The organism is Streptosporangium sp. NPDC001559 (assembly GCF_042893955.1).
GTDB lineage: Bacteria > Actinomycetota > Actinomycetes > Streptosporangiales > Streptosporangiaceae > Streptosporangium.
This window is the reverse complement of record NZ_JBIAVG010000005.1, coordinates 436,184-453,868: the sequence shown is the minus strand read 5'-3', so window position 1 is coordinate 453,868 and position 17,685 is coordinate 436,184. Positions and strand designations below refer to the sequence as shown.

Annotated in this window: 17 protein-coding genes; 7 read left to right on the top strand and 10 right to left on the bottom strand. The window is 71.2% G+C overall.

Annotation, left to right across the window (positions count from 1 at the left end; translation table 11 throughout):
* Positions 1–53 precede the first annotated feature (53 nt).
* The 4 genes from ACFYY8_RS14870 (at position 54) to ACFYY8_RS14855 (ending at position 3,330) form a co-directional block, all read left to right on the top strand.
* Positions 54–719, top strand: a complete 666-nt coding sequence (locus ACFYY8_RS14870) for an SDR family NAD(P)-dependent oxidoreductase (protein WP_390040900.1) — start codon at positions 54–56, stop codon at positions 717–719.
* Positions 716–1,825 carry an S-adenosylmethionine:tRNA ribosyltransferase-isomerase gene (locus ACFYY8_RS14865; protein ID WP_390040898.1) on the top strand — a complete coding sequence of 370 codons (1,110 nt, stop codon included), beginning with the start codon at positions 716–718 and terminating at the stop codon, positions 1,823–1,825. Before ACFYY8_RS14870 ends, ACFYY8_RS14865 begins: the two co-directional genes overlap by 4 nt.
* 91 nt (positions 1,826–1,916) lie before the next feature.
* Complete coding sequence (locus ACFYY8_RS14860) at positions 1,917–2,471, top strand: hypothetical protein (RefSeq protein ID WP_390040896.1); 555 nt, start codon at positions 1,917–1,919, stop codon at positions 2,469–2,471.
* A 178-nt stretch (positions 2,472–2,649) separates the two neighbouring features.
* A complete protein-coding gene (locus tag ACFYY8_RS14855) occupies positions 2,650–3,330 on the top strand; it encodes a response regulator (RefSeq protein ID WP_390040894.1) in 681 nt (226 codons plus the stop codon).
* A 134-nt stretch (positions 3,331–3,464) separates the two neighbouring features.
* Here the strand turns inward: ACFYY8_RS14855 and ACFYY8_RS14850 are convergent, their stop codons facing one another.
* The 3 genes from ACFYY8_RS14850 to ACFYY8_RS14840 form a co-directional block, all read right to left on the bottom strand.
* Positions 3,465–4,103 carry a TetR/AcrR family transcriptional regulator gene (locus ACFYY8_RS14850; protein ID WP_390040892.1) on the bottom strand — a complete coding sequence of 213 codons (639 nt, stop codon included), beginning with the start codon at positions 4,101–4,103 and terminating at the stop codon, positions 3,465–3,467.
* Entirely contained in the window at positions 4,100–4,531 is a 432-nt protein-coding gene (locus ACFYY8_RS14845; protein WP_390040890.1) for a hypothetical protein, read from the bottom strand. Before ACFYY8_RS14845 ends, ACFYY8_RS14850 begins: the two co-directional genes overlap by 4 nt.
* Before the next feature lie 86 nt (positions 4,532–4,617).
* On the bottom strand, positions 4,618–5,157 hold the full coding sequence (locus tag ACFYY8_RS14840; protein ID WP_390040888.1) for a hypothetical protein: 540 nt from the start codon (positions 5,155–5,157) through the stop codon (positions 4,618–4,620).
* A 386-nt stretch (positions 5,158–5,543) separates the two neighbouring features.
* On the opposite strand from ACFYY8_RS14840, the gene ACFYY8_RS14835 reads away from it, so the two are divergent.
* Positions 5,544–5,735 (top strand): hypothetical protein, encoded by a 192-nt coding sequence (locus ACFYY8_RS14835; RefSeq protein ID WP_390040886.1) that lies wholly within the window; start codon positions 5,544–5,546, stop codon positions 5,733–5,735.
* Here the strand turns inward: ACFYY8_RS14835 and ACFYY8_RS14830 are convergent.
* Both ACFYY8_RS14830 and ACFYY8_RS14825 read right to left on the bottom strand, forming a co-directional pair.
* Complete coding sequence (locus ACFYY8_RS14830) at positions 5,711–6,574, bottom strand: lysophospholipid acyltransferase family protein (RefSeq protein WP_390040884.1); 864 nt, start codon at positions 6,572–6,574, stop codon at positions 5,711–5,713. The two genes, ACFYY8_RS14835 and ACFYY8_RS14830, sit on opposite strands and share 25 nt — an antisense overlap.
* Entirely contained in the window at positions 6,571–7,311 is a 741-nt protein-coding gene (locus ACFYY8_RS14825) for a GNAT family N-acetyltransferase (protein ID WP_390040882.1), read from the bottom strand. Before ACFYY8_RS14825 ends, ACFYY8_RS14830 begins: the two co-directional genes overlap by 4 nt.
* A gap of 115 nt (positions 7,312–7,426) precedes the next feature.
* Between ACFYY8_RS14825 and serB the strand changes: the two genes are divergently transcribed.
* Positions 7,427–8,644, top strand: coding sequence for a phosphoserine phosphatase SerB (gene serB, locus ACFYY8_RS14820; RefSeq protein ID WP_390040880.1), 1,218 nt, complete (start codon positions 7,427–7,429; stop codon positions 8,642–8,644).
* Positions 8,645–8,654: 10 nt separating this feature from the next.
* Here serB and ACFYY8_RS14815 read toward each other — a convergent pair whose 3' ends face one another.
* The 5 genes from ACFYY8_RS14815 to ACFYY8_RS14795 form a co-directional block, all read right to left on the bottom strand.
* Positions 8,655–10,742, bottom strand: a complete 2,088-nt coding sequence (locus ACFYY8_RS14815; RefSeq protein ID WP_390040878.1) for an FUSC family protein — start codon at positions 10,740–10,742, stop codon at positions 8,655–8,657.
* Between the two features lie 16 nt (positions 10,743–10,758).
* Positions 10,759–11,244: a SixA phosphatase family protein gene (locus tag ACFYY8_RS14810; protein WP_390040876.1), complete on the bottom strand. Its 486-nt coding sequence runs from the start codon at positions 11,242–11,244 to the stop codon at positions 10,759–10,761.
* A 206-nt stretch (positions 11,245–11,450) separates the two neighbouring features.
* Complete coding sequence (locus ACFYY8_RS14805) at positions 11,451–13,784, bottom strand: sodium-translocating pyrophosphatase (RefSeq protein ID WP_390040875.1); 2,334 nt, start codon at positions 13,782–13,784, stop codon at positions 11,451–11,453.
* A 514-nt stretch (positions 13,785–14,298) separates the two neighbouring features.
* Positions 14,299–14,745 (bottom strand): ATP-binding protein, encoded by a 447-nt coding sequence (locus ACFYY8_RS14800; protein ID WP_390040873.1) that lies wholly within the window; start codon positions 14,743–14,745, stop codon positions 14,299–14,301.
* Between the two features lie 2 nt (positions 14,746–14,747).
* Positions 14,748–15,098 carry an STAS domain-containing protein gene (locus ACFYY8_RS14795; protein ID WP_184711921.1) on the bottom strand — a complete coding sequence of 117 codons (351 nt, stop codon included), beginning with the start codon at positions 15,096–15,098 and terminating at the stop codon, positions 14,748–14,750.
* 154 nt (positions 15,099–15,252) lie between these two features.
* Between ACFYY8_RS14795 and ACFYY8_RS14790 the strand changes: the two genes are divergently transcribed.
* On the top strand, positions 15,253–17,595 hold the full coding sequence (locus tag ACFYY8_RS14790; RefSeq protein ID WP_390040871.1) for a DEAD/DEAH box helicase: 2,343 nt from the start codon (positions 15,253–15,255) through the stop codon (positions 17,593–17,595).
* Positions 17,596–17,685: the final 90 nt, after the last annotated feature.

Below are 17,685 nucleotides of genomic sequence, written 5' to 3'. Positions count from 1 at the left end.
GCCCGGTCCCTCGGCCGATGCGGACGGCGCCTTCCGGTTCCTACCGTCGAGACATGACGAAGACGGCACTCATCACCGGCGCCTCCCGTGGTCTCGGCCTGGAGCTGGCCCGTTCGCTGGCCGCCGACGGCTGGCGGCTCGTCCTCACCGCACGGGGCGCGGACGCGCTCGAATCCGCCGCCGCCGAACTCGGCGAGGGCGTCCTCACCATCGCCGGGGACGTCGCCGACCCCGCCCACCGGGAACGGCTGGCGCTGGCCGTGCGGGACGGACTCGACCTGCTGGTCAACAACGCCTCGGGGCTCGGGGCGCTCCCGCTGCCCTCGCTGGCCGACTACCCGCTCGACCAGCTCGGGGAGCTGTTCCTGGTCAACACGCTGGCGCCGCTCGCGCTGATCCAGGCGACGCTGCCCTCGCTGAGGAGCAGCGGCGGCGCGGTCGTCAACATCTCCTCCGACGCCGCGGTCGAGGCGTACGCGGGCTGGGGCGGTTACGGGGCGACCAAGGCCGCGCTCGAACAGCTGTCCAACGTGCTGGCCGTGGAGGAGCCGGACGTCACGGTCTGGTGGGTCGATCCCGGGGAGATGAACACGGCCATGCTCGCGGCGGCGGTCGGCGCCGAGGAGGCGGGGACGGCCCCGGGCCCTGACAAGAGCGCGGCGGCCCTGCGGCGGCTGATCGAGGAGCGCCCGGCGAGTGGACGGATCGGGGTCCGGTGAACGCTCTGGCCGCGGACTTCACGCTTCCTCCCGAACTTGAGGCGCACGAGCCACCGGAGGCACGGGGGCTGGCTCGTGACGAGGTGCGACTGCTGGTCTCGCGGGGCCGTACGGGGGAGATCGGCCACCACAGGTTCACCGACCTGCCCGGTCTGCTGCGCCCCGGGGACCTGCTGGTGGTCAACGACTCGGCCACGCTGCCCGCCGCGGTACGGCTCGACCGGCTCGCGGTGCACTTCTCGACGGAGCACGAGGACGGGACGTGGCTGGTCGAACTACGCCGCCGTGGCGTGCCCCGCGACTCACGGGACTCGGGGACTTCGGCGGGCTCGGGGGCCCCAAGGGGTTCGGGGGCTTCGGCGGGCTCGGGGGATGAGCCCGCGGGTGAGCCGTACCGGGGCGGGGCCGTCGGGGAGTGGCTGCCGCTGCCGGGGGGCGCGACGCTGCGGCTGCTGGAGCGGCACACGCCTCGGCTGTGGCGGGCCGTACTGGACCGTGACGTCCCCGCCTACCTGCACCGGTACGGAGTGCCGATCCGCTACTCCTACGTGGGCAGGGACTGGCCGCTGTCGCACTACCAGACCGTCTTCGGGGTACGACCCGGCAGCGCGGAGATGCCCAGCGCGGGACGGCCGTTCACCACAGAACTGGTGACCCGCCTGGTGACGCACGGGATCGGGGTGGCGCCGATCACCCTGCACACCGGTGTGGCCTCCCCGGAACGGGACGAACCGCCCTATCCGGAGCGCTTCGAGGTGTCGGAGGCCACGGCGCGCCAGGTGGAGTTCACCAGGGCCTCCGGCAGGCGGGTGATCGCGGTCGGCACCACCGTGGTCAGGGCACTGGAGACGGCGGGCCTGGCGGAGGGCCCCGTAAAGGGCCGGGTGCGGGCGGCACGCGGCTGGACCTCGCACCTGGTCACCCCCTCCTCGGGGACGCGGGTGGTGAACGGGCTGATCACCGGCCTGCACGAACCGCGCTCCAGCCATCTGCTGATGCTGTCGGCGATCACCGGGGAGGATTTGCTCGTACGGTCGTACGCGGAGGCGCTCAAAGAGGGTTATCTCTGGCACGAGTTCGGCGACATTCACCTCATTCTCGGGTGAGTCAGTCATCCGCAAGAGGTTCTCAAGTGGGACACCACATGCTTGCTCCAGCGAACAAAACGGGAAACCACATTTCCGACTGGAGTATGAAATGCGCCGGCACCTTATCGCCTTCGCCGCCACAGCCATGGCCGGAAGCCTGCTGTTCGTCCCGCAGAGCGCGAACGCCGCCGTGACGCCACCCACCGTGGCCTCCGTGGGAGCCTCCGCGGGAGCCCTCGCCTCTCCCCCGCTCTCTCCGCTGAAGCTGACCGCCTACTACCCGCGCAGGGCATGGGCGGGTGACACGATCGTCTACACGCTCAAGACCAGGAACGTGGGCAGCTGGCCGACCGACATCGCCTACGTCGGGGGTTACGTCCCCAAGCAGGCGCGTCGCGTCCAGATCACCGGCCCCTCCGGTTCCTACTGCGAGGCCGACGGGCGCGAGGTCGGCTGCCTGCTCGACAGACTGCGGCCCGGCAGGACCGCGACCATCAAGGTGAAGGTGTGGCTCAGGGGAAGCGCCCGGGGCACCGCGACGGCCGAGTTCGCCACGGCCTCCATCGACGTCCCCGCGGGCGGCATCGACACCCTGAACATCCACGGCATCGACGCCGGTGTCGACCTGAAGTACGTCAAGGTCAGGACCCGCATCCTGCGCTAGCCGTACCCGGCACCTCCCTACGACGAGCACCGGGACCCTCACGGGGGTCAACGAGGACCCCTCCCTGATCGTCCCGCCCACGGACCCCCGTCCCACCGGACGGGGGTCCGTGGCGTTCCCGGCGGTTGTGCGGACAGCCCCATGTACGGCGTGACCCCTCACCAGGCAGCATCTCCTTATGACTGAGCTGAGGGTCGTCCTGGCCGAGGACCACTACCTGGTGCGCGAGGGCACCCGCAGACTGCTTGAGGCCTCGGGCGAGATCGGCGTGGTCGCGGCCGTGGGCACCGCCGACGACCTGCTGGACGCCGCCAGGCGGCTGCGCCCCGACGTGGTGGTGACCGACATCCGGATGCCCGGCTCCCCCGACCTCGTACGGCCCGGCATGGAGGGCATCGACGCCGCCCACCGGATCAGGGCGGCCTCACGGGACATCGGGGTCGTGGTGCTCTCCCAGTTCTCCGACGCGCTGTTCGCGCTCGACCTGTTCAGGGACGGCACCGAGGGCCGCGCCTACCTGCTCAAGGACCGGGTCGGCGACATCGACGAGCTGCTCGGCGCGATCCGCTCGGTGGCCACGGGTGGTTCGGTGATCGACCCCAAGGTGGTCGAGGGCCTGTTGGCCAAACGCGGCGTCAGGGACAGCCCGCCGCCCGCCGAGCTGACCCCCCGCGAGCTGGACGTGCTCAGGGAGATGGCGCACGGCCTGTCGAACGGCGGCATCGCCCGCGCCCTGCACCTGTCGGTCTCCGCCATCGAGAAGCACGTGAACTCGATCTTCATGAAACTGGCCCTGGAGAACAGCCCGGACACCCACCGCAGGGTCGCGGCCGTCATCGCCTATCTCGGACCGCGGTAGCCGGAACACGTCCACACGGGTCCGCGTCGAGCCTCGGAAGCCCTGCCCGGACCGCTCTCCGGCCGTCTGCGCCGCCTGCGCCCCAGGGCCGGGCAGGTCCAGGCCTCGGTGTGGCGGCCGGGCCGGCGGTCGTCTCACCGGTCTCCGGCGAGCCGCCTCTCGAACCCGGAGACCATGGCCGCCAGCCCCGCCTCGAACCACCGGTCGTAGAACACGACCGCGGCGGGGTCGGCGGCCGGGGCTGTCGCTGTGGCCGTGGCCGTACCGGACGGGGTGCCGACCTGGGCCAGGGCGTGGCCCAGGACGTAGACCGCGACGGACTGCACGGCGGTCAGGGCGTCCTGCTCGCCGATCCCCGAGTCCTCGAAGCGCCCCAGCAGCCCGGCCAGCAGCGCCAGCCCCCTTTCGGTGTCGACGGGGTGGGTGGCCAGCAGGGGTACGGCGTGCGGGTGGGCCAGGAGCGTCCCGCGATAGGCCACGGCCAGGCGGGTCAGCGCCTCGTGCCATGGCTCCTCGGGGCCGAATTCGATCACGGCCTCGGAGAACAGGTGGGTGACGACCTCGGCGAGCAGGGCGTCGCGGTTGGGGACGTGGCGGTACAGGGACATCGCGGCCACGCCCAGGCGCGCGCCGAGACGGCGCATGGTCAGGGCCTCAAGGCCCTCGGCGTCCAGGATCTCGACAGCCGCGGCGACGATGCGCTCGGGGGTGAGCGTGGCGGGCCTGCCCCCACGGCCGCTTCCCTGGCTTCGGCGGCGGGCTGTCTGGGTCATCCGGTCAGGGTAGCGGTGAGCGTGGTGGCCAGCATCACCACGGAGAGCACGCCGACCACCATGTGCTGGACGTCGATGACGACGTCACGTCCCTCGGTCGGCAGGACCTTCAGGGTGCGGGCGTAGTCGGTCCGGTAGAGCTCTCGCTGGGCGGCGGAGCTGACGCCGAAGTAGGGCAGCCACCAGCTCTGGACGTGACCGGCGACGATCAGGCAGCACAGGACGGTGGCCGCGACCAGCGACCAGGTCCGGTGCAGGGCGACTCCCCCGGCGATCAGCAGGGGGATCGGGTAGTTCACCGACGCCGCGATCAGCCGGTTCCTGAGATTGCCCGGGGCCAGGTCGTTGAGCGGGAACATCGGCACCCACTCGGTCAGGATCAACCAGGCGAGCCAGACGAACGGAACAGCGATCGCGGCGGCGGTCATGGTGCGGCACTCCTCGGTTCACACGCACAGGTTTGTGTACGCCGTAAGCTTACGATGTACACAAACCTGTGCGCAATGCGAGAACCTCAGGAACAGCCGTCCTCCCGCACCGGAGCCCGGCGCTCGACCTTCAGCTGCCGGTTGCGCAGCTCGAAACTGGCCCCCTCGGAACTCCTGGCCAGGACCCTTACTCCGAGGTCACGGAGAGACTCCTGGTAGGGGACGCAGACGGCACGGCTGAGCACGCGCTTCCCCCACCCGCCTTTCCGCCAGACGGTGTCGGGCGCGCCCTTCACGGTGCGCGGGCGGGTTCGCTGCCCGCCGACCTCGATCGCGACCTCACAGGCCCCCGCACCGGAGGACGCGACACAACGGCCCTCCGCCGCGAAGGTGACCAGGACCACCGAGGGACCGCCCGAGACGAGGTCGGGGACGACCCCGCTCGGCGGAACGGCCCACTCGGTCGAGTCGGTCGCCCAGGGCGAGGAGGAGAACTGCGAACTGGTCCGGGAACCGACGTAGGAGACCGGAGGGTCGGCGCAGGCGGCGGGAGCCAGCGCGGCCACGGCGGGCAACGCGATGGGCAGCGCGGCGGCCAGGGCGCCGATCCGGCGTATGGATCGCACGGATACATCACCTTTCCCGGCCGGCGGCCGATCGGACCGCCTCCCAGCCGCCGGAAACGGCACCGGTCACCACCGGCCGAACATTAACGGAGTGTAACGAGTCACTTTCTCTGCGTGACGGAACGAGTGTCCCCCGCGCCACCTCAGCCCCACACCTCCCAATCGGCCAGGGTGCTCTTACCTTTCGGATACCCCACGCTCGCCGCCTCCGCATGGACACCGGCCCCGGAAAACCTCGAAGTCGTGAATCTTCAGGAGTCCGCCGGGCGGGCCCGCACTTCGCCACCGCGAAAACCCCGGATTACGGCCGTCGGCCGGCCGGCCGAAACTCTGCGGGGGCTGCGGATCCGATTTCCTCGGCGTACGCTCGGCACGGGTGAGGGGACTTGGCTGACTTCGTGGTGGCCCAGAAGCCCCCGCCGGGCAGCCGGATCGAGCGCTGGGGCGCGGTGACCGTGTGGATGCGCCACGATCCCGGCGAGGGCGGGGTCCGCGAACCACGGCGCCCATCCGCGCCGCCGGGCACGCTGACGGCCGAACCGCCCGGGGAGGATCAGGCGGCCACCTGGGCGCCGTGAGCGGTCGGGGCGATCACCACCGAGGCGATCGACGACTCCGCGGCCCACGCCAGCGACCTGCGGTCACGGGCCTGGACCGGCGGCAGCAACGTCACCTCGACGGTCAGCCCGCGCAGCCCGGCGACCCGCAGGATCGAGGCGGTGAGCGAGTCGTCGCCCAGGTAGGCGGCCTCAGCCGCCGGGATCCCGCCGGGTCCCAGATACCTCACCGCGACCGGCCTGACCGGCGCCCCCGCGTCCAGCGCCGCCTGGAACACCGCTCGCCTGAACACTCCCATCTCCCTGCCGCACCACCTGGTGCCCTCGGGGAAGGCCGCGACCGGATCGCCCTCCCCCAGTGCCCTGGCCACCCCGGCGACCGCCTCCGGCAGCCTGGACGGCCTGTCCCCGTCCATGAGCACCGCCCCCGCGCCGACGGCCATCTCCCCGACCAGCGGCCAGCCACGGACCTCACGTCTGGCCAGCACACGGCACGGCACGACGGCCATCATGACGAGCGGGTCGAGCCACGACACGTGGTTGGACACGATCAGCGGCGCGACCCCGGAGACGGGCAGGGCACGCGGCCCGGACGCCGAACCCGCGAGGAAGGCGAAGCCCGGCCTGGCCGCGACCCGGACGCCGAGGGCCCACAGCGCGAGCCTGGACCACACGCTCGCCAGCCGGGCGCGCCCCGCCGTACCGAGGAGCCTGACCGGCAGGGCGAGCGACGCGCCCGTGAGGACGACCAGTGAGACCGCGACCAGGCGCAGCGCCCGCAGCGGCGGGCCGACCGTCGGGCCCTGGGGCGTCAGGCAGGTGTCCGACCGGCACGGCGCCTCGGGAGACCACACGATCATGCCGGGGCTCCCAGGAAGTGCCGCCGGTAACGCGGGTTCAGGTTCGCCATCGACAGCAGCACGAAGAAGTCGGCGGTGCCGAGGTCGGGGTTGTGCGCGGGCGGCCCGCAGACCCAGGCTCCCAGCCTGGCGTAACCCCTGAGCGGGGCGGGGACCGTCGCCGCCTCCACTCTCCGCCTCCTGCTGCCGCGCCAGGGCAGGCGCGGGGTGACGCGGTACTCGGGAGGGCACAGCGGGAGCCGCCGCATGACCTCGTCCACCCCGGCGACCCCGGAGACCGGGACCGAGCAGCACCCCGCGACCCACCGGTGGCCCCCGGCGACCACGTAGCGCGCGATGGCCGCCCACATCAGCCCGATCACGGCGCCGCAGCGGTGGTCGGAACGCACGCAGGCCCTGGCGGCCTCGACCATGTCCGGCCTGACCCCGGCCAGTGGGCGCAGGTCGAAGGTCGAGTCCGCGTACAGCCGGTCGGCCCTGCGCGGGGACAGCAGCCGGTGGGTCCCCACGACCTCGCCGCCCTCGCCGTGCCGTACGAGGAGGTGGTCGCCGTAGGCGTCGAGGGGGTCGACGTCCAGACCGGTTATGGGGGTGTCCAGCCGAGCGCCCATCTCCTCGGCGAACACCTGGTGACGCAGGCGTTGTGCCTCCCGCATGTCGGCGGCGGTTTCGGCCAGTCCGACGGTGTATCCGACGGCGTAACGGGCGGCCCGCTGCCGCGCGGGGATGGTCGTCATGACCATATGAAGGCAGGGCCAGATGACGGGTGACGGGAGGTCGCCGAGAACGTCAGGCGTCCGGATGATGAACCGCATTCACGATCGTTTTGGGGGCCAAGTAGCGTAGATACCGATGAACCAGCGCACGCTTCTGATCACGTTGTCCGGACCGGACCGCCCAGGGGTAACCTCGCGGCTCTTCTCCGTCCTGTCCGGCTTTCCCATAGTCGTCGCCGACGTCGAACAGGTCGTCATCCGCGGCAGGCTCACCCTCGGCGTCCTCGTCGCCTACTCGGGCGACACCCCCACCGGGACCGGCGGAACGCTCGGTGCCCTGTGGACCGCCGTCGAGCGGACCGCCGGGGACCTGGGCCTTGAGGTCGAGCTGTCCACCGGCTCGGATCTGCAGGAGAAGCGCAGGCGCGGACGGTTGCACGTGACCGTTCTCGGCTCGCCCCTGCAGCCGGCCGCGATGGCGGGCATCTCAGGCCGGATCGCGGCCGCGGGCGCCAACATCGACCGGATCGAGCGGCTGTCGAACTACCCGGTGACCTGCTTCGAGCTGGCCGTCTCCGGAGCCGACCCCGACACCCTCCGCGCCGAGCTGGCCGTCGAGGCCGCCGCCCAGCAGGTCGACGTGGCGGTACAGCGCAGCGGCCTGCACCGCAGGGCCAAGCGGCTGATCGTGATGGACGTCGACTCCACGCTCATCCAGGCCGAGGTGATCGAGCTGCTGGCCGCGCACGCGGGCTGCCTTGAGGAGGTCGCCAGGGTCACCGAGGAGGCGATGCGCGGGGAGCTCGACTTCGCCGAGTCGCTGCGCCGCCGGGTCGCCCTGCTGGCCGGGCTACGCGAGGAGACCTTCGAGAAGGTCCGCAAGGAGCTCGTGCTGACCCCCGGCGCCCGCACGCTGGTGCGCACGCTCAAGCGGCTCGACTACCGCTTCGCGATCGTCAGCGGCGGCTTCACCCAGCTCACCGATGCCCTCGTCGAGGACCTCGGCATCGACTACTCGGCGGCCAACACCCTTGAGGTCGTGGACGGCGTGCTGACCGGACGGGTCATCGGCGAGATCGTCGACCGTCCCGGCAAGGCGCGGGCGCTCGAACGCTTCGCGCGTGAGGCGGGCATCCCGATCAGCCAGACCGTGGCCATCGGCGACGGCGCCAACGATCTGGACATGATCGCGGCCGCCGGGCTCGGTATCGCGTTCAACGCCAAGCCGGTGGTCCGTCAGGCCGCCGACACCGCGGTCAACGTGCCCTACCTCGACGCGATCCTCTACCTGCTGGGCATCCCACGTGCCGAGGTCGAGGCCGCCGACGCCGAGGACGGCGTCGTGACCGCCTGAGCCGACCGGTTCAGGCGCGCGGGGCGGTGAGCGAGGCCAGTCCGAGCGCCTCGGCGCCGAGCCCCCTCAGGGCGGGCCGCGCGGCGACGGCGTGCATGACGCCTCGCCGCACACCGGTCATCCGGTCCGCCGCCCCCTCGTCCACCTCGCCGAGGCGGCGCTCGGTCAGCCGGTCGACCTGGGCGCCGAGCTCGTCGAGCACCCGGTCGAGGTCGTCCGCCCTGGTCAGCGGCCGGCCCGTCCTGACCGCCTCCGCGACGTCCTCAAGCCGGTCGGCGACCATGTCCAGGAGGGTGACCGTCGGCCCCGACTCCTCGACCGGCGCCGGTACGGCCAGCAGCGCCAGCGCGTTGTCCCGCAGCCGTCTGGCGGCCGTCACGGCGTCCCTGAGCCGTTGTGGAGCGCTTCCGCCCGGCTCCTTGTCCAGCCGGTCAAGGGAGTCGCCGAGCAGCCGCGCCGCCTCCGAGGCGTCGGAGATCCGCTCCAGAACCGCCTTCGGGTCCCGGTCGACCAGCGAGCGCACCAGCGCCGCGTGCCGTTCGAGGGTGTCCACGATCCTGCCGGTCAGGCTGGCCCGGTGCCCTCTCGGCCACAGCAGCCGCGCGACGACCAGCGCCAGCGCCCCGCCCGCGACCGTGAGCGTCACCCTGGCCGCCGCCGCGCCCCAGTCCAGCGGCAGCGTGAAGTCCGACAGCATCAGCGACAGGGGCGTGGCGAACATCGTCCAGTAGCCGTAGCTGACCCCCCTGAACGCGAACCCCAGCAGGGCGCACACCCCGATGAACACGATCAGGTACGTGTGGCCCGGCGCGACCGCGAGCACGACGGCCGCCCCGACCGCCCCGACCGCGGTGCCGACCACCCGCAGCGTCACCCGGTCGACCGTGTCCCGGTAGGCGGGACGGAGACTGACCAGCACGGTCACCACGAACCACTTGGCGTAGTGCTCGTGGGCCAGCAGCATCAACGCCATCGCCAGGGTCACCGCCAGGCCGAGCCGTACGGGGTGGTGGCCGGTCGACAGAACGGGCAGGCGGGGCCGGGTGAACCTGGGCAGGCGCGGCCCGACCTCGACCGCCTCCTCCGCCTGCTGGGAGATCGACCGCACCGCCGTGCCGACGCGGTCCAGGCAGCGGCGGATCTGCCCGAGCAGCACGGCCGCGGGCAGCGGTGTCCTCCTGGCGTGAGCGGCCCTGCGGACCTCCTCGTTCAGGTCGGCGAAGCGCCCGACCGCGTCCATGGCCTCCGGGGCCGCGGCCTGACCACCGAGTGTGACCGCCTCCCGCAGCGCGTGGGCCAGCGCCTCGGTCGTCTCGTCCAGCTCCTCGGCCCACCGGCCGTCCGGATCCTCCTGTACGGCGGCCGCCCGCAGCACCCGCAGCGCGATGGTCTCGCGGAAGATCCGGTCCAGGGTCGTCAGCAGCCGTTCGAGGGCCCGGTCGTCCTCCTGCGACACCCGGTAGAGGGAGAAGGCCCTGGCCGCGGCGTCGTGGGTCGTGACGGCCCGCCGCCGCAGCGACTCCCAGCTCTCGTCGGACAGGGGGGCGCGTCCCGCCGCGACCAGAAGGTCGGCCAGCGCCGTACCGGCCTCCTCGAAGGCCGTGCGGAGCGGCTGGAGGCGGCGCACCGGCCACAGCACCAGGACCAGCACCGTGATCAGCAGGCCACCCGCCGCGGTGACCGCCATACGGGCCGCCAGACCGGCCTCCGAGGGCGCGAAGTAGGTCAGGGCCACCGCGAGCACGGCCGGGACGCTGATCACCGGCCAGACCGCCCCCGCCGCGGCGACCAGGCCGATCACGACGGCCGCGAGCCACGGCCACGGCTGGATCAGCTGCCCGAGTCCCACCCCGAGCGTGGCCATGAACGCGGTCCGCAGCAGCTTGCGCGCCCTCTCCCCGTACGGCAGGCCGGGGGCGTCGCCGAAGACGGTGAGATAGCCGCCCAGGGCCGCCGTCGCGCCCTCGCGGACGTGGCCGGTGAGAACCCCGGCGGCCAGCGGCAGGCAGATGGCCACGGCGCACAGCAGGCCGTACCCCCACGCGGGACGCGCGGCGACCGCGAAGTCACCGCGTAGCGCCCCGGCGATCCTGCGCATGCCACCCCGTGTTCCCCTACTGCTCCTTGGGGCTCCAGCGCGCGACGGCACGCCCGGCGCCGAGGCCGGACCACTCGTCGTCGGTCTCGATGACCGCGAACGCGCCGGGCGGGAAGCCCTCGTCGTCTCTCGTGGTGAGCAACTGGACCAGCTCGTGGACACCGGGGTTGTGACCGACCAGGACCAGCGTGCGGGCCTCGGGGTCGCCACGCCTCAGAAGGGCGAGCAGCTCGTCGGCGTAGGCCTCGTAGATCTCGGACTCGTAGACGACGTCCGCACCCGGCAGCGCCAGCTCGGCGGTCTGCCTGGTGCGCACGGACGGCGAGCAGAGCACCAGGTCGGGCTGGACGCCCAGGTCGGCGAGCACCCGCGCCACCCGGTCCGCGTCGCGGCGCCCGCGCTCGGTGAGAGGCCGCTCCCTGTCGGCCAGCCCGGGGATGTGCGCCGCCTTCGCGTGCCTGAGGACGACCAGCGTCCGTGCCCCGTTCGCCCCGGCGCTCATCGCGACGCCCACATCGCCATGCCCGCGATCGCCGCGAAGACCACGACCATCGCCAACAGGATGAACACGAGCGTTCTGCCTCCTCCGGAGGGCTGCTGTTCCATACGGATCAGTCTTCCACCGAGGGGTCTCGCACACACCGATGGGCTCATGTACGTGAAAAGGGGTGCACGAGGACCGTGCACCCCTTCACACCGGCTCGCCCGTCAGCTGGTGACCGGCTCCCGCGTGCGGTCCACGTGGTTGTCCTCGGTCGGGGAGATGCTCGCCGACCGGCGCTTGGAGACCACGACGGCGCCGACGACGATGGCCACCGCGACCAGGGCGATCCCGGTCCGCAGCGCGACGTTGTCGGCGTAGAGCACCACGGCCGGGGCGATCAGCAGCGCCACCAGGTTCATCACCTTGAGCAGCGGGTTGATCGCCGGTCCCGCGGTGTCCTTGAACGGGTCTCCGACGGTGTCGCCGATGATGGTCGCCTCGTGGGCGGGGGAACCCTTGCCTCCGTGGTGGCCATCCTCGACCAGCTTCTTCGCGTTGTCCCAGGCGCCGCCGGAGTTGGCCAGGAACACCGCCATCAGCGTGCCGCAGGCGATGGCACCGGCGAGGAAGGCGCCCAGCGAGGGATAGCCGAGGGCGAAACCGACGGCGATCGGGGTGAGTACGGCCAGCAGACCCGGCGTGGCCAGCTCCCGCAGCGAGTCACGGGTGCAGATGTCCACGACCCTGCCGTAGTCGGGCAGCTCGGTGCCCGCCATGATGCCCGGCTTGGTGCGGAACTGCTCGCGGACCTCGAAGACCACCCGTCCGGCGGCCCTGCCGACCGCCATGATCGCCAGACCGGAGAACATGAACACCACCGCCGCGCCGACGACCAGGCCGACGAGCACGTTCGGCGAGTCGACGCTCAGGTTGAACGTGGCGAACGAGCCGAGCGCGTCCTTCACCCCCTGCGACGCCGAGGCGAGCTGGGTCTCGATCGCGGTTCTGAACGCGCCGAACAACGCCGTGGCGGCGAGTACGGCGGTCGCGATCGCGATGCCCTTGGTGATGGCCTTGGTGGTGTTGCCGACCGCGTCGAGCGAGGTGAGCACCCTGGCGCCCTCCCCCTCGACGTCGCCGGACATCTCGGCGATGCCCTGGGCGTTGTCGGAGACCGGGCCGAAGGTGTCCATCGACACGATCACGCCGACCGTGGTCAGCAGGCCGGTTCCGGCGAGCGCGACGGCGAACAGGGCGACGGTGACGTTGCCGAAGCCGAGCAGGAACGCCCCGTAGACGGCGGCGCCGATGACCAGCGCCGAGTAGACCGCAGACTCAAGGCCGACACTGATGCCGGACAGGATGACGGTCGCGGGGCCGGTGCGGGCGCTCTCGCCGATGTCCTTGACCGGACGCCGGTTGGTCTCGGTGAAGTAGCCGGTGAGGATCTGGATGGCGCTGGCCAGCACCAGACCGATGAGCACCGCGCCGATGGCGATCAGACGGGGGTCCGTGGTGATCGCGGCGATCTGCGGGTCGACCCCGCTCAGCGCGGAGAAGCTGCTGGGCAGGTACAGGTAGGCCGCGACGGCGACCAGGACGGCGGAGATGGCCGCGGAGATGAAGAAGCCCCGGTTGATCGCCGCCATTCCGTTGCGGTCACCCTTGCGGGGGGCGGTGGTGAAGATGCCGATGATGGCGGTGAGCACACCGATCATGGGCACGACCAGCGGGAAGACCAGGCCCTCCGTGCCGAAGGCCACCTTGCCGAGGATGAGGCTGGCCACCAGCATGACCGCGTAGGACTCGAACAGGTCGGCCGCCATGCCGGCGCAGTCACCGACGTTGTCGCCCACGTTGTCGGCGATGGTCGCGGCGTTGCGCGGGTCGTCCTCGGGGATGCCCTGCTCGACCTTGCCGACCAGGTCGGCGCCGACGTCGGCCGCCTTGGTGAAGATGCCGCCGCCGACCCTCATGAACATGGCCAGCAGCGCGGCGCCGAAGCCGAAGCCCTCAAGGACCGCCGGGGCCTCGCCACCGTAGACGATCACGACGATGGCGGCGCCGAGCAGGCCAAGGCCGACGGTGATCATGCCGGCCACGCCGCCGGTGCGGAAGGCGATCCGCATGGCGACCTTCTCGCCGGACTCACGGGCGGCCGCGGCGACCCGGACGTTCCCCCGGACCGCGAGCCACATGCCGACGAAGCCGGTCAGCGCGGAGAAGACCGCGCCGACCACGAAGAAAACGGAGCGGCCGACGGCCACTCCGGTCGAGTCCGCGGGAAGCAGGTAGAGCAGGAAGGGAATGAGGACCACGAACAACGCCAGGGTCCTGAACTGCCGCGTCAAGTACGCGGAAGCCCCTTCCTGTACGGCACGCGCGATGTCCCGCATGCGCTCGGTGCCTTGGCTGGCAGCGAGCACCTCCCGGACCAGCACGGCCGCCACGGCGAGTGCTATCAGGGCCACGACGGCCACAACGATCACGATGTTGAAGTGAGAACCGCTCAGGGAAACCGCTGGCTCTGCAGCAGCGGCGAGATCGAGCACAGGCATCCGACTCTCCTTGGCAAGACGGGAACACGTCCTGCCCGGACTGCGCCGCGATAGATGATCGGCAGTGGGAGCGGCGCGCATCCGGGGTGGTTGGCAATGCCGCTTCCGGTTGCGTCCGCAGACCTCCCACGGAACTCAGCCCTCCTACGAGCCGTTTCCGAAGGACAAACCTTGGCCGGTGCCGGGAGTCTACGCAGCGAGGACGCCGATATGAAGCCTCCGCGCGTGGCCATTTGATGACAGGGTCAGTAATCCTTCCCGACTCCCATGGTTAACAGGAGACTCAAATCGGGACAGGAGGTTCTTCACCAGCCTTCACGCCTGTTTCGGTCTGCACGTATCAAAGTTATGTTTGCCCCGCTTCGAACCCCCCAAACAGACAGCCGGACGCGCCCTGGAGGACGCGCCCGGCTGCCGGGGTGCTCACGCTGTCAGATCACGATGTGGAGCCGCTCGCCGATCCCGTGTCCGGATCACGTCCGAACCGGGAGCGGGCCGTGGGGGGTGCGGACGGTCAGACCGCGGACAGGCCGTTGGCCGTGGCGGGCCAGCTCATGCGAATGCACATGCCCTTCTGGCTCGGATAGACCTGGACGTCGTCGGCCAGCCCCACGATGACCGCGATGCCGAAACCGGACATCAAGGTGTCGGGAAGTTGCACGAGCGGGTCCTCGAAACCTAACGAGACCTGCTCCTGCTCCAACTCGTCGCTCGGGGCCGAATCCGTGACGGTGACCTCGAACCGCCCAAGATCATCACGTAGCTCGATGCGGATCGGCTCTCCCGGACAATGGAGACGATGTGCCTCGACGGCCCGGGAACACGCCTCACCGACTGCGAGCCGTACCTCGTCCAGCAGCGACTCCTCCACCCCGGTGCGCCTGGCGATCGCCGTGGCGACCAGGCGTGCCGTACGCACATGGGCCGGAAGGGCGCTGAACGTCAGCTCGACGGTAGCCATGATTACTTGTCTGAGCCGTGAGCTTCCTTGGCCTCCTCAACCGAGGCGTAGATCCCGAAGACCTTGGTCAGTCCGGTGATCCGGAAGATCTTCAGGATGCGCTCCTGGGTGCAGACCAACTCCAGTGAGCCGTCGTGCGCCCGAACGCGCTTGAGCCCGCCGACCAGGACACCAAGGCCCGTCGAGTCGAGGAAGTCAACCTTCTCCATGTTCACGAGAAGGTGGAAGTTTCCCTTGTTGACCAGGTCGATCAGGAGCTCACGCAATCTGGGCGCGGTGTAGACATCGATCTCACCCTCGACCTCAACGATGGTGAGACGGTCCTCGGAATGGTGGTCCAACTTCAGATCCACAGATCCTCCAGCGCCTTGCCTGCGAAAGTACCGATTCAGGCGTGACTCCCGGGACCGGGTGGCCCCCAGACGACAAGCCCCGACGCGCGGCATTCAACCATGCGTACGCTCAGTGTCTATACGAAATCACGATTCCCGGCGACTCTGCCCACAGATGCCAGACTGGAAACCAGTGACTCCGACCTCATCCTCCTCCCTCGGAGCGGGTTCCGCGCTCGACGCCCTGCTCCGTGTTCCCGCACGTCACGATCGCGTGACCCACGTCGAACACGTTCCCGCACGTCAGAGCGGCCAGGTCGACTGGCCGGACTGGGTCGAGGAACGACTGGTTACGCGCTGGGCGAACCGTGGGATACCGGGCCTGTGGCCGCACCAGGTCGAGGCCGTCGAACTGGTACGTCGCGGCCAAAACGTGATCATCGCCACCGGCACCGCGTCGGGCAAGTCCCTGGCCTATCTCGTCCCCGCTCTGTCCTCCGTACTGGACGGTGGCACGGTCCTGTACCTGACGCCGACGAAGGCGCTGGCCGCCGACCAGCTCCGCGCGTTGAACGAGCTGGACCTTCCCGAGCTGCGCGCGGCCACCTACGACGGCGACACCCCCTACGAGGAACGGCTGTGGGTCCGCAAGCACGCCAACTACGTCCTGACCAACCCCGACATGCTCCACCGCTCGTTGCTGCCCCGCCACGCCCAGTGGGCGGCCTTCTGGCGGCGGCTGAGGATGGTCGTGATCGACGAGTGCCACGGCTACCGGGGTGTGTTCGGCTCGCACGTCGCGCAGATCCTGCGGCGCCTGCGCCGGGTCTGCGCGCGCCACGGCGCCCGGCCCGTGTTCCTGCTCTCCTCCGCGACCGCCAGTGAGCCCGGCGCCTTCGCCGAGCGCCTGACGGGCCTCCAGACGGCCGAGGTGACCGTGGACGCCTCTCCCCGGGGCGCGACCACCTTCGCCCTCTGGGAGCCTCCCCTGACCGACCTGCGGGGCGAGAGGGGCGCCCCGCTGCGGCGCCCGGCCACGCTGGAGGGCGCCGACCTCCTGGCGGACCTGGTCGCCGCCGAGGTTCGCACGCTCGCCTTCGTCCGCTCGCGCAGGGCCGCGGAGTCGGTCGCCCTGACCGCCAGAGCCAGGCTCCAGGATCTCGTGCTCGGCACCGGGGCGCCGGCGGACCTGCCCGACCGGGTGGCCGCCTACCGTGCCGGGTATCTCGCCGACGACCGTCGATCGCTGGAGAAGGCGTTCCGTTCGGGAACGCTCGCCGGGCTCGCGACGACCAACGCGCTGGAACTCGGCGTCGACGTGTCCGGACTGGACGCCGTGCTCATCGCGGGCTGGCCCGGGACGAGGGCCTCGCTGTGGCAGCAGGCCGGCCGGGCGGGACGCGCGGGACGGGACGCGCTGGCCGTGCTGATCGCCAGGGACGACCCGCTGGACACCTATCTCGTCCACCACCCCGAGGCCCTCTTCGGCCGCCCGGTCGAGGCGATCGTGCTCGACCCCGGCAACCCCTACGTGCTCGGGCCCCACCTGTGCGCCGCCGCCGCCGAGATCCCGCTGGCCCAGGACGACCTGGAGATCTTCGGGGAGGGCACGAAGGAGGTGCTGGCCGACCTCGTCGCGGACGGCCTGCTCAGGGAACGGCCGACGGGCTGGTTCTGGACCAGAAGGGAACGGGCGACCGACCTCGCCGACATCAGGGGGTCGGGCGGGCCCCCCGTACAGGTCGTCGAGGCGTCGACGGGGAGGCTGCTCGGCACCGTCGACGAGGCCTCCGCGCACACCTCCGTGCACACCGGCGCGGTCTACGTCCACCAGGGGGAGACGTTCCTGGTGGAGGAGCTGGACCTCGACGCCGGGGTCGCCCTCGTCGAGGAGGGCAGCCCCGACTACACGACCTTCGCCAGGGACGTCACCGACATCTCCGTCCTGGAGTCGCTCCGCTCCCACCCGCTCGGCCCGGGGGAGCTCCACTTCGGCTCGGTCGAGGTGACCCGCCAGGTCGTCTCCTACGTCAAACGCCGCACCCAGAACGGTGAGCTGCTCGGCGACGAACCCCTCGAGCTTCCCGCCCGCACCCTGCGCACCCGGGCCGTCTGGTGGACCCTGCCCGCCTCCGCGACCGCCGCCCTGGCCCAGGAGGGCCTGGACCTGGGTGGGGCGGCGCACGCGGCCGAACACGCCTCCATCGGCCTGCTGCCGCTCTTCGCGACCTGCGACCGCTGGGACATCGGCGGCGTCTCGACCGAACTGCACCCCGACACCGGCCTGCTCACCGTCTTCGTCTACGACGGCCACGAGGGGGGCGCGGGCTTCGCCGAGCGTGGCTACGCCCGTGCCGTCGACTGGCTCACGGCCACTCGGGAGGCCATCCTGGCGTGCGAGTGCGAGCGGGGCTGCCCCTCGTGCATCCAGTCTCCCAAGTGCGGCAACGGCAACGACCCTCTCGACAAGGCGGGAGCCCTGCGCATGCTCGCCGTTCTGCTCTCGGTCGACTCCTGACTCTGTTTCCCGCCCATCAACCGAGGGCCGGCCGGAAGGTCCGTGTCGTATGTCCCTCCACTGTCGCTCCACATGATGAAATCCCGTACG

Bases quoted from the DNA above. Each gene is read 5' to 3' on its own strand.
- ACFYY8_RS14815 (WP_390040878.1), bottom strand. From the start codon at position 10,742: ATGCGCAGGATCGCCGGGGCGCTACGCGGTGACTTCGCGGTCGCCGCG.
- ACFYY8_RS14870 (WP_390040900.1), top strand. From the start codon at position 54: ATGACGAAGACGGCACTCATCACCGGCGCCTCCCGTGGTCTCGGCCTG.
- ACFYY8_RS14810 (WP_390040876.1), bottom strand. From the start codon at position 11,244: ATGAGCGCCGGGGCGAACGGGGCACGGACGCTGGTCGTCCTCAGGCAC.
- serB (WP_390040880.1), top strand. From the start codon at position 7,427: ATGAACCAGCGCACGCTTCTGATCACGTTGTCCGGACCGGACCGCCCA.
- ACFYY8_RS14805 (WP_390040875.1), bottom strand. From the start codon at position 13,784: ATGCCTGTGCTCGATCTCGCCGCTGCTGCAGAGCCAGCGGTTTCCCTG.
- ACFYY8_RS14790 (WP_390040871.1), top strand. From the start codon at position 15,253: ATGCCAGACTGGAAACCAGTGACTCCGACCTCATCCTCCTCCCTCGGA.
- ACFYY8_RS14850 (WP_390040892.1), bottom strand. From the start codon at position 4,103: ATGACCCAGACAGCCCGCCGCCGAAGCCAGGGAAGCGGCCGTGGGGGC.
- ACFYY8_RS14825 (WP_390040882.1), bottom strand. From the start codon at position 7,311: ATGACGACCATCCCCGCGCGGCAGCGGGCCGCCCGTTACGCCGTCGGA.
- ACFYY8_RS14830 (WP_390040884.1), bottom strand. From the start codon at position 6,574: ATGATCGTGTGGTCTCCCGAGGCGCCGTGCCGGTCGGACACCTGCCTG.
- ACFYY8_RS14845 (WP_390040890.1), bottom strand. From the start codon at position 4,531: ATGACCGCCGCCGCGATCGCTGTTCCGTTCGTCTGGCTCGCCTGGTTG.
- ACFYY8_RS14800 (WP_390040873.1), bottom strand. From the start codon at position 14,745: ATGGCTACCGTCGAGCTGACGTTCAGCGCCCTTCCGGCCCATGTGCGT.
- ACFYY8_RS14860 (WP_390040896.1), top strand. From the start codon at position 1,917: ATGCGCCGGCACCTTATCGCCTTCGCCGCCACAGCCATGGCCGGAAGC.
- ACFYY8_RS14855 (WP_390040894.1), top strand. From the start codon at position 2,650: ATGACTGAGCTGAGGGTCGTCCTGGCCGAGGACCACTACCTGGTGCGC.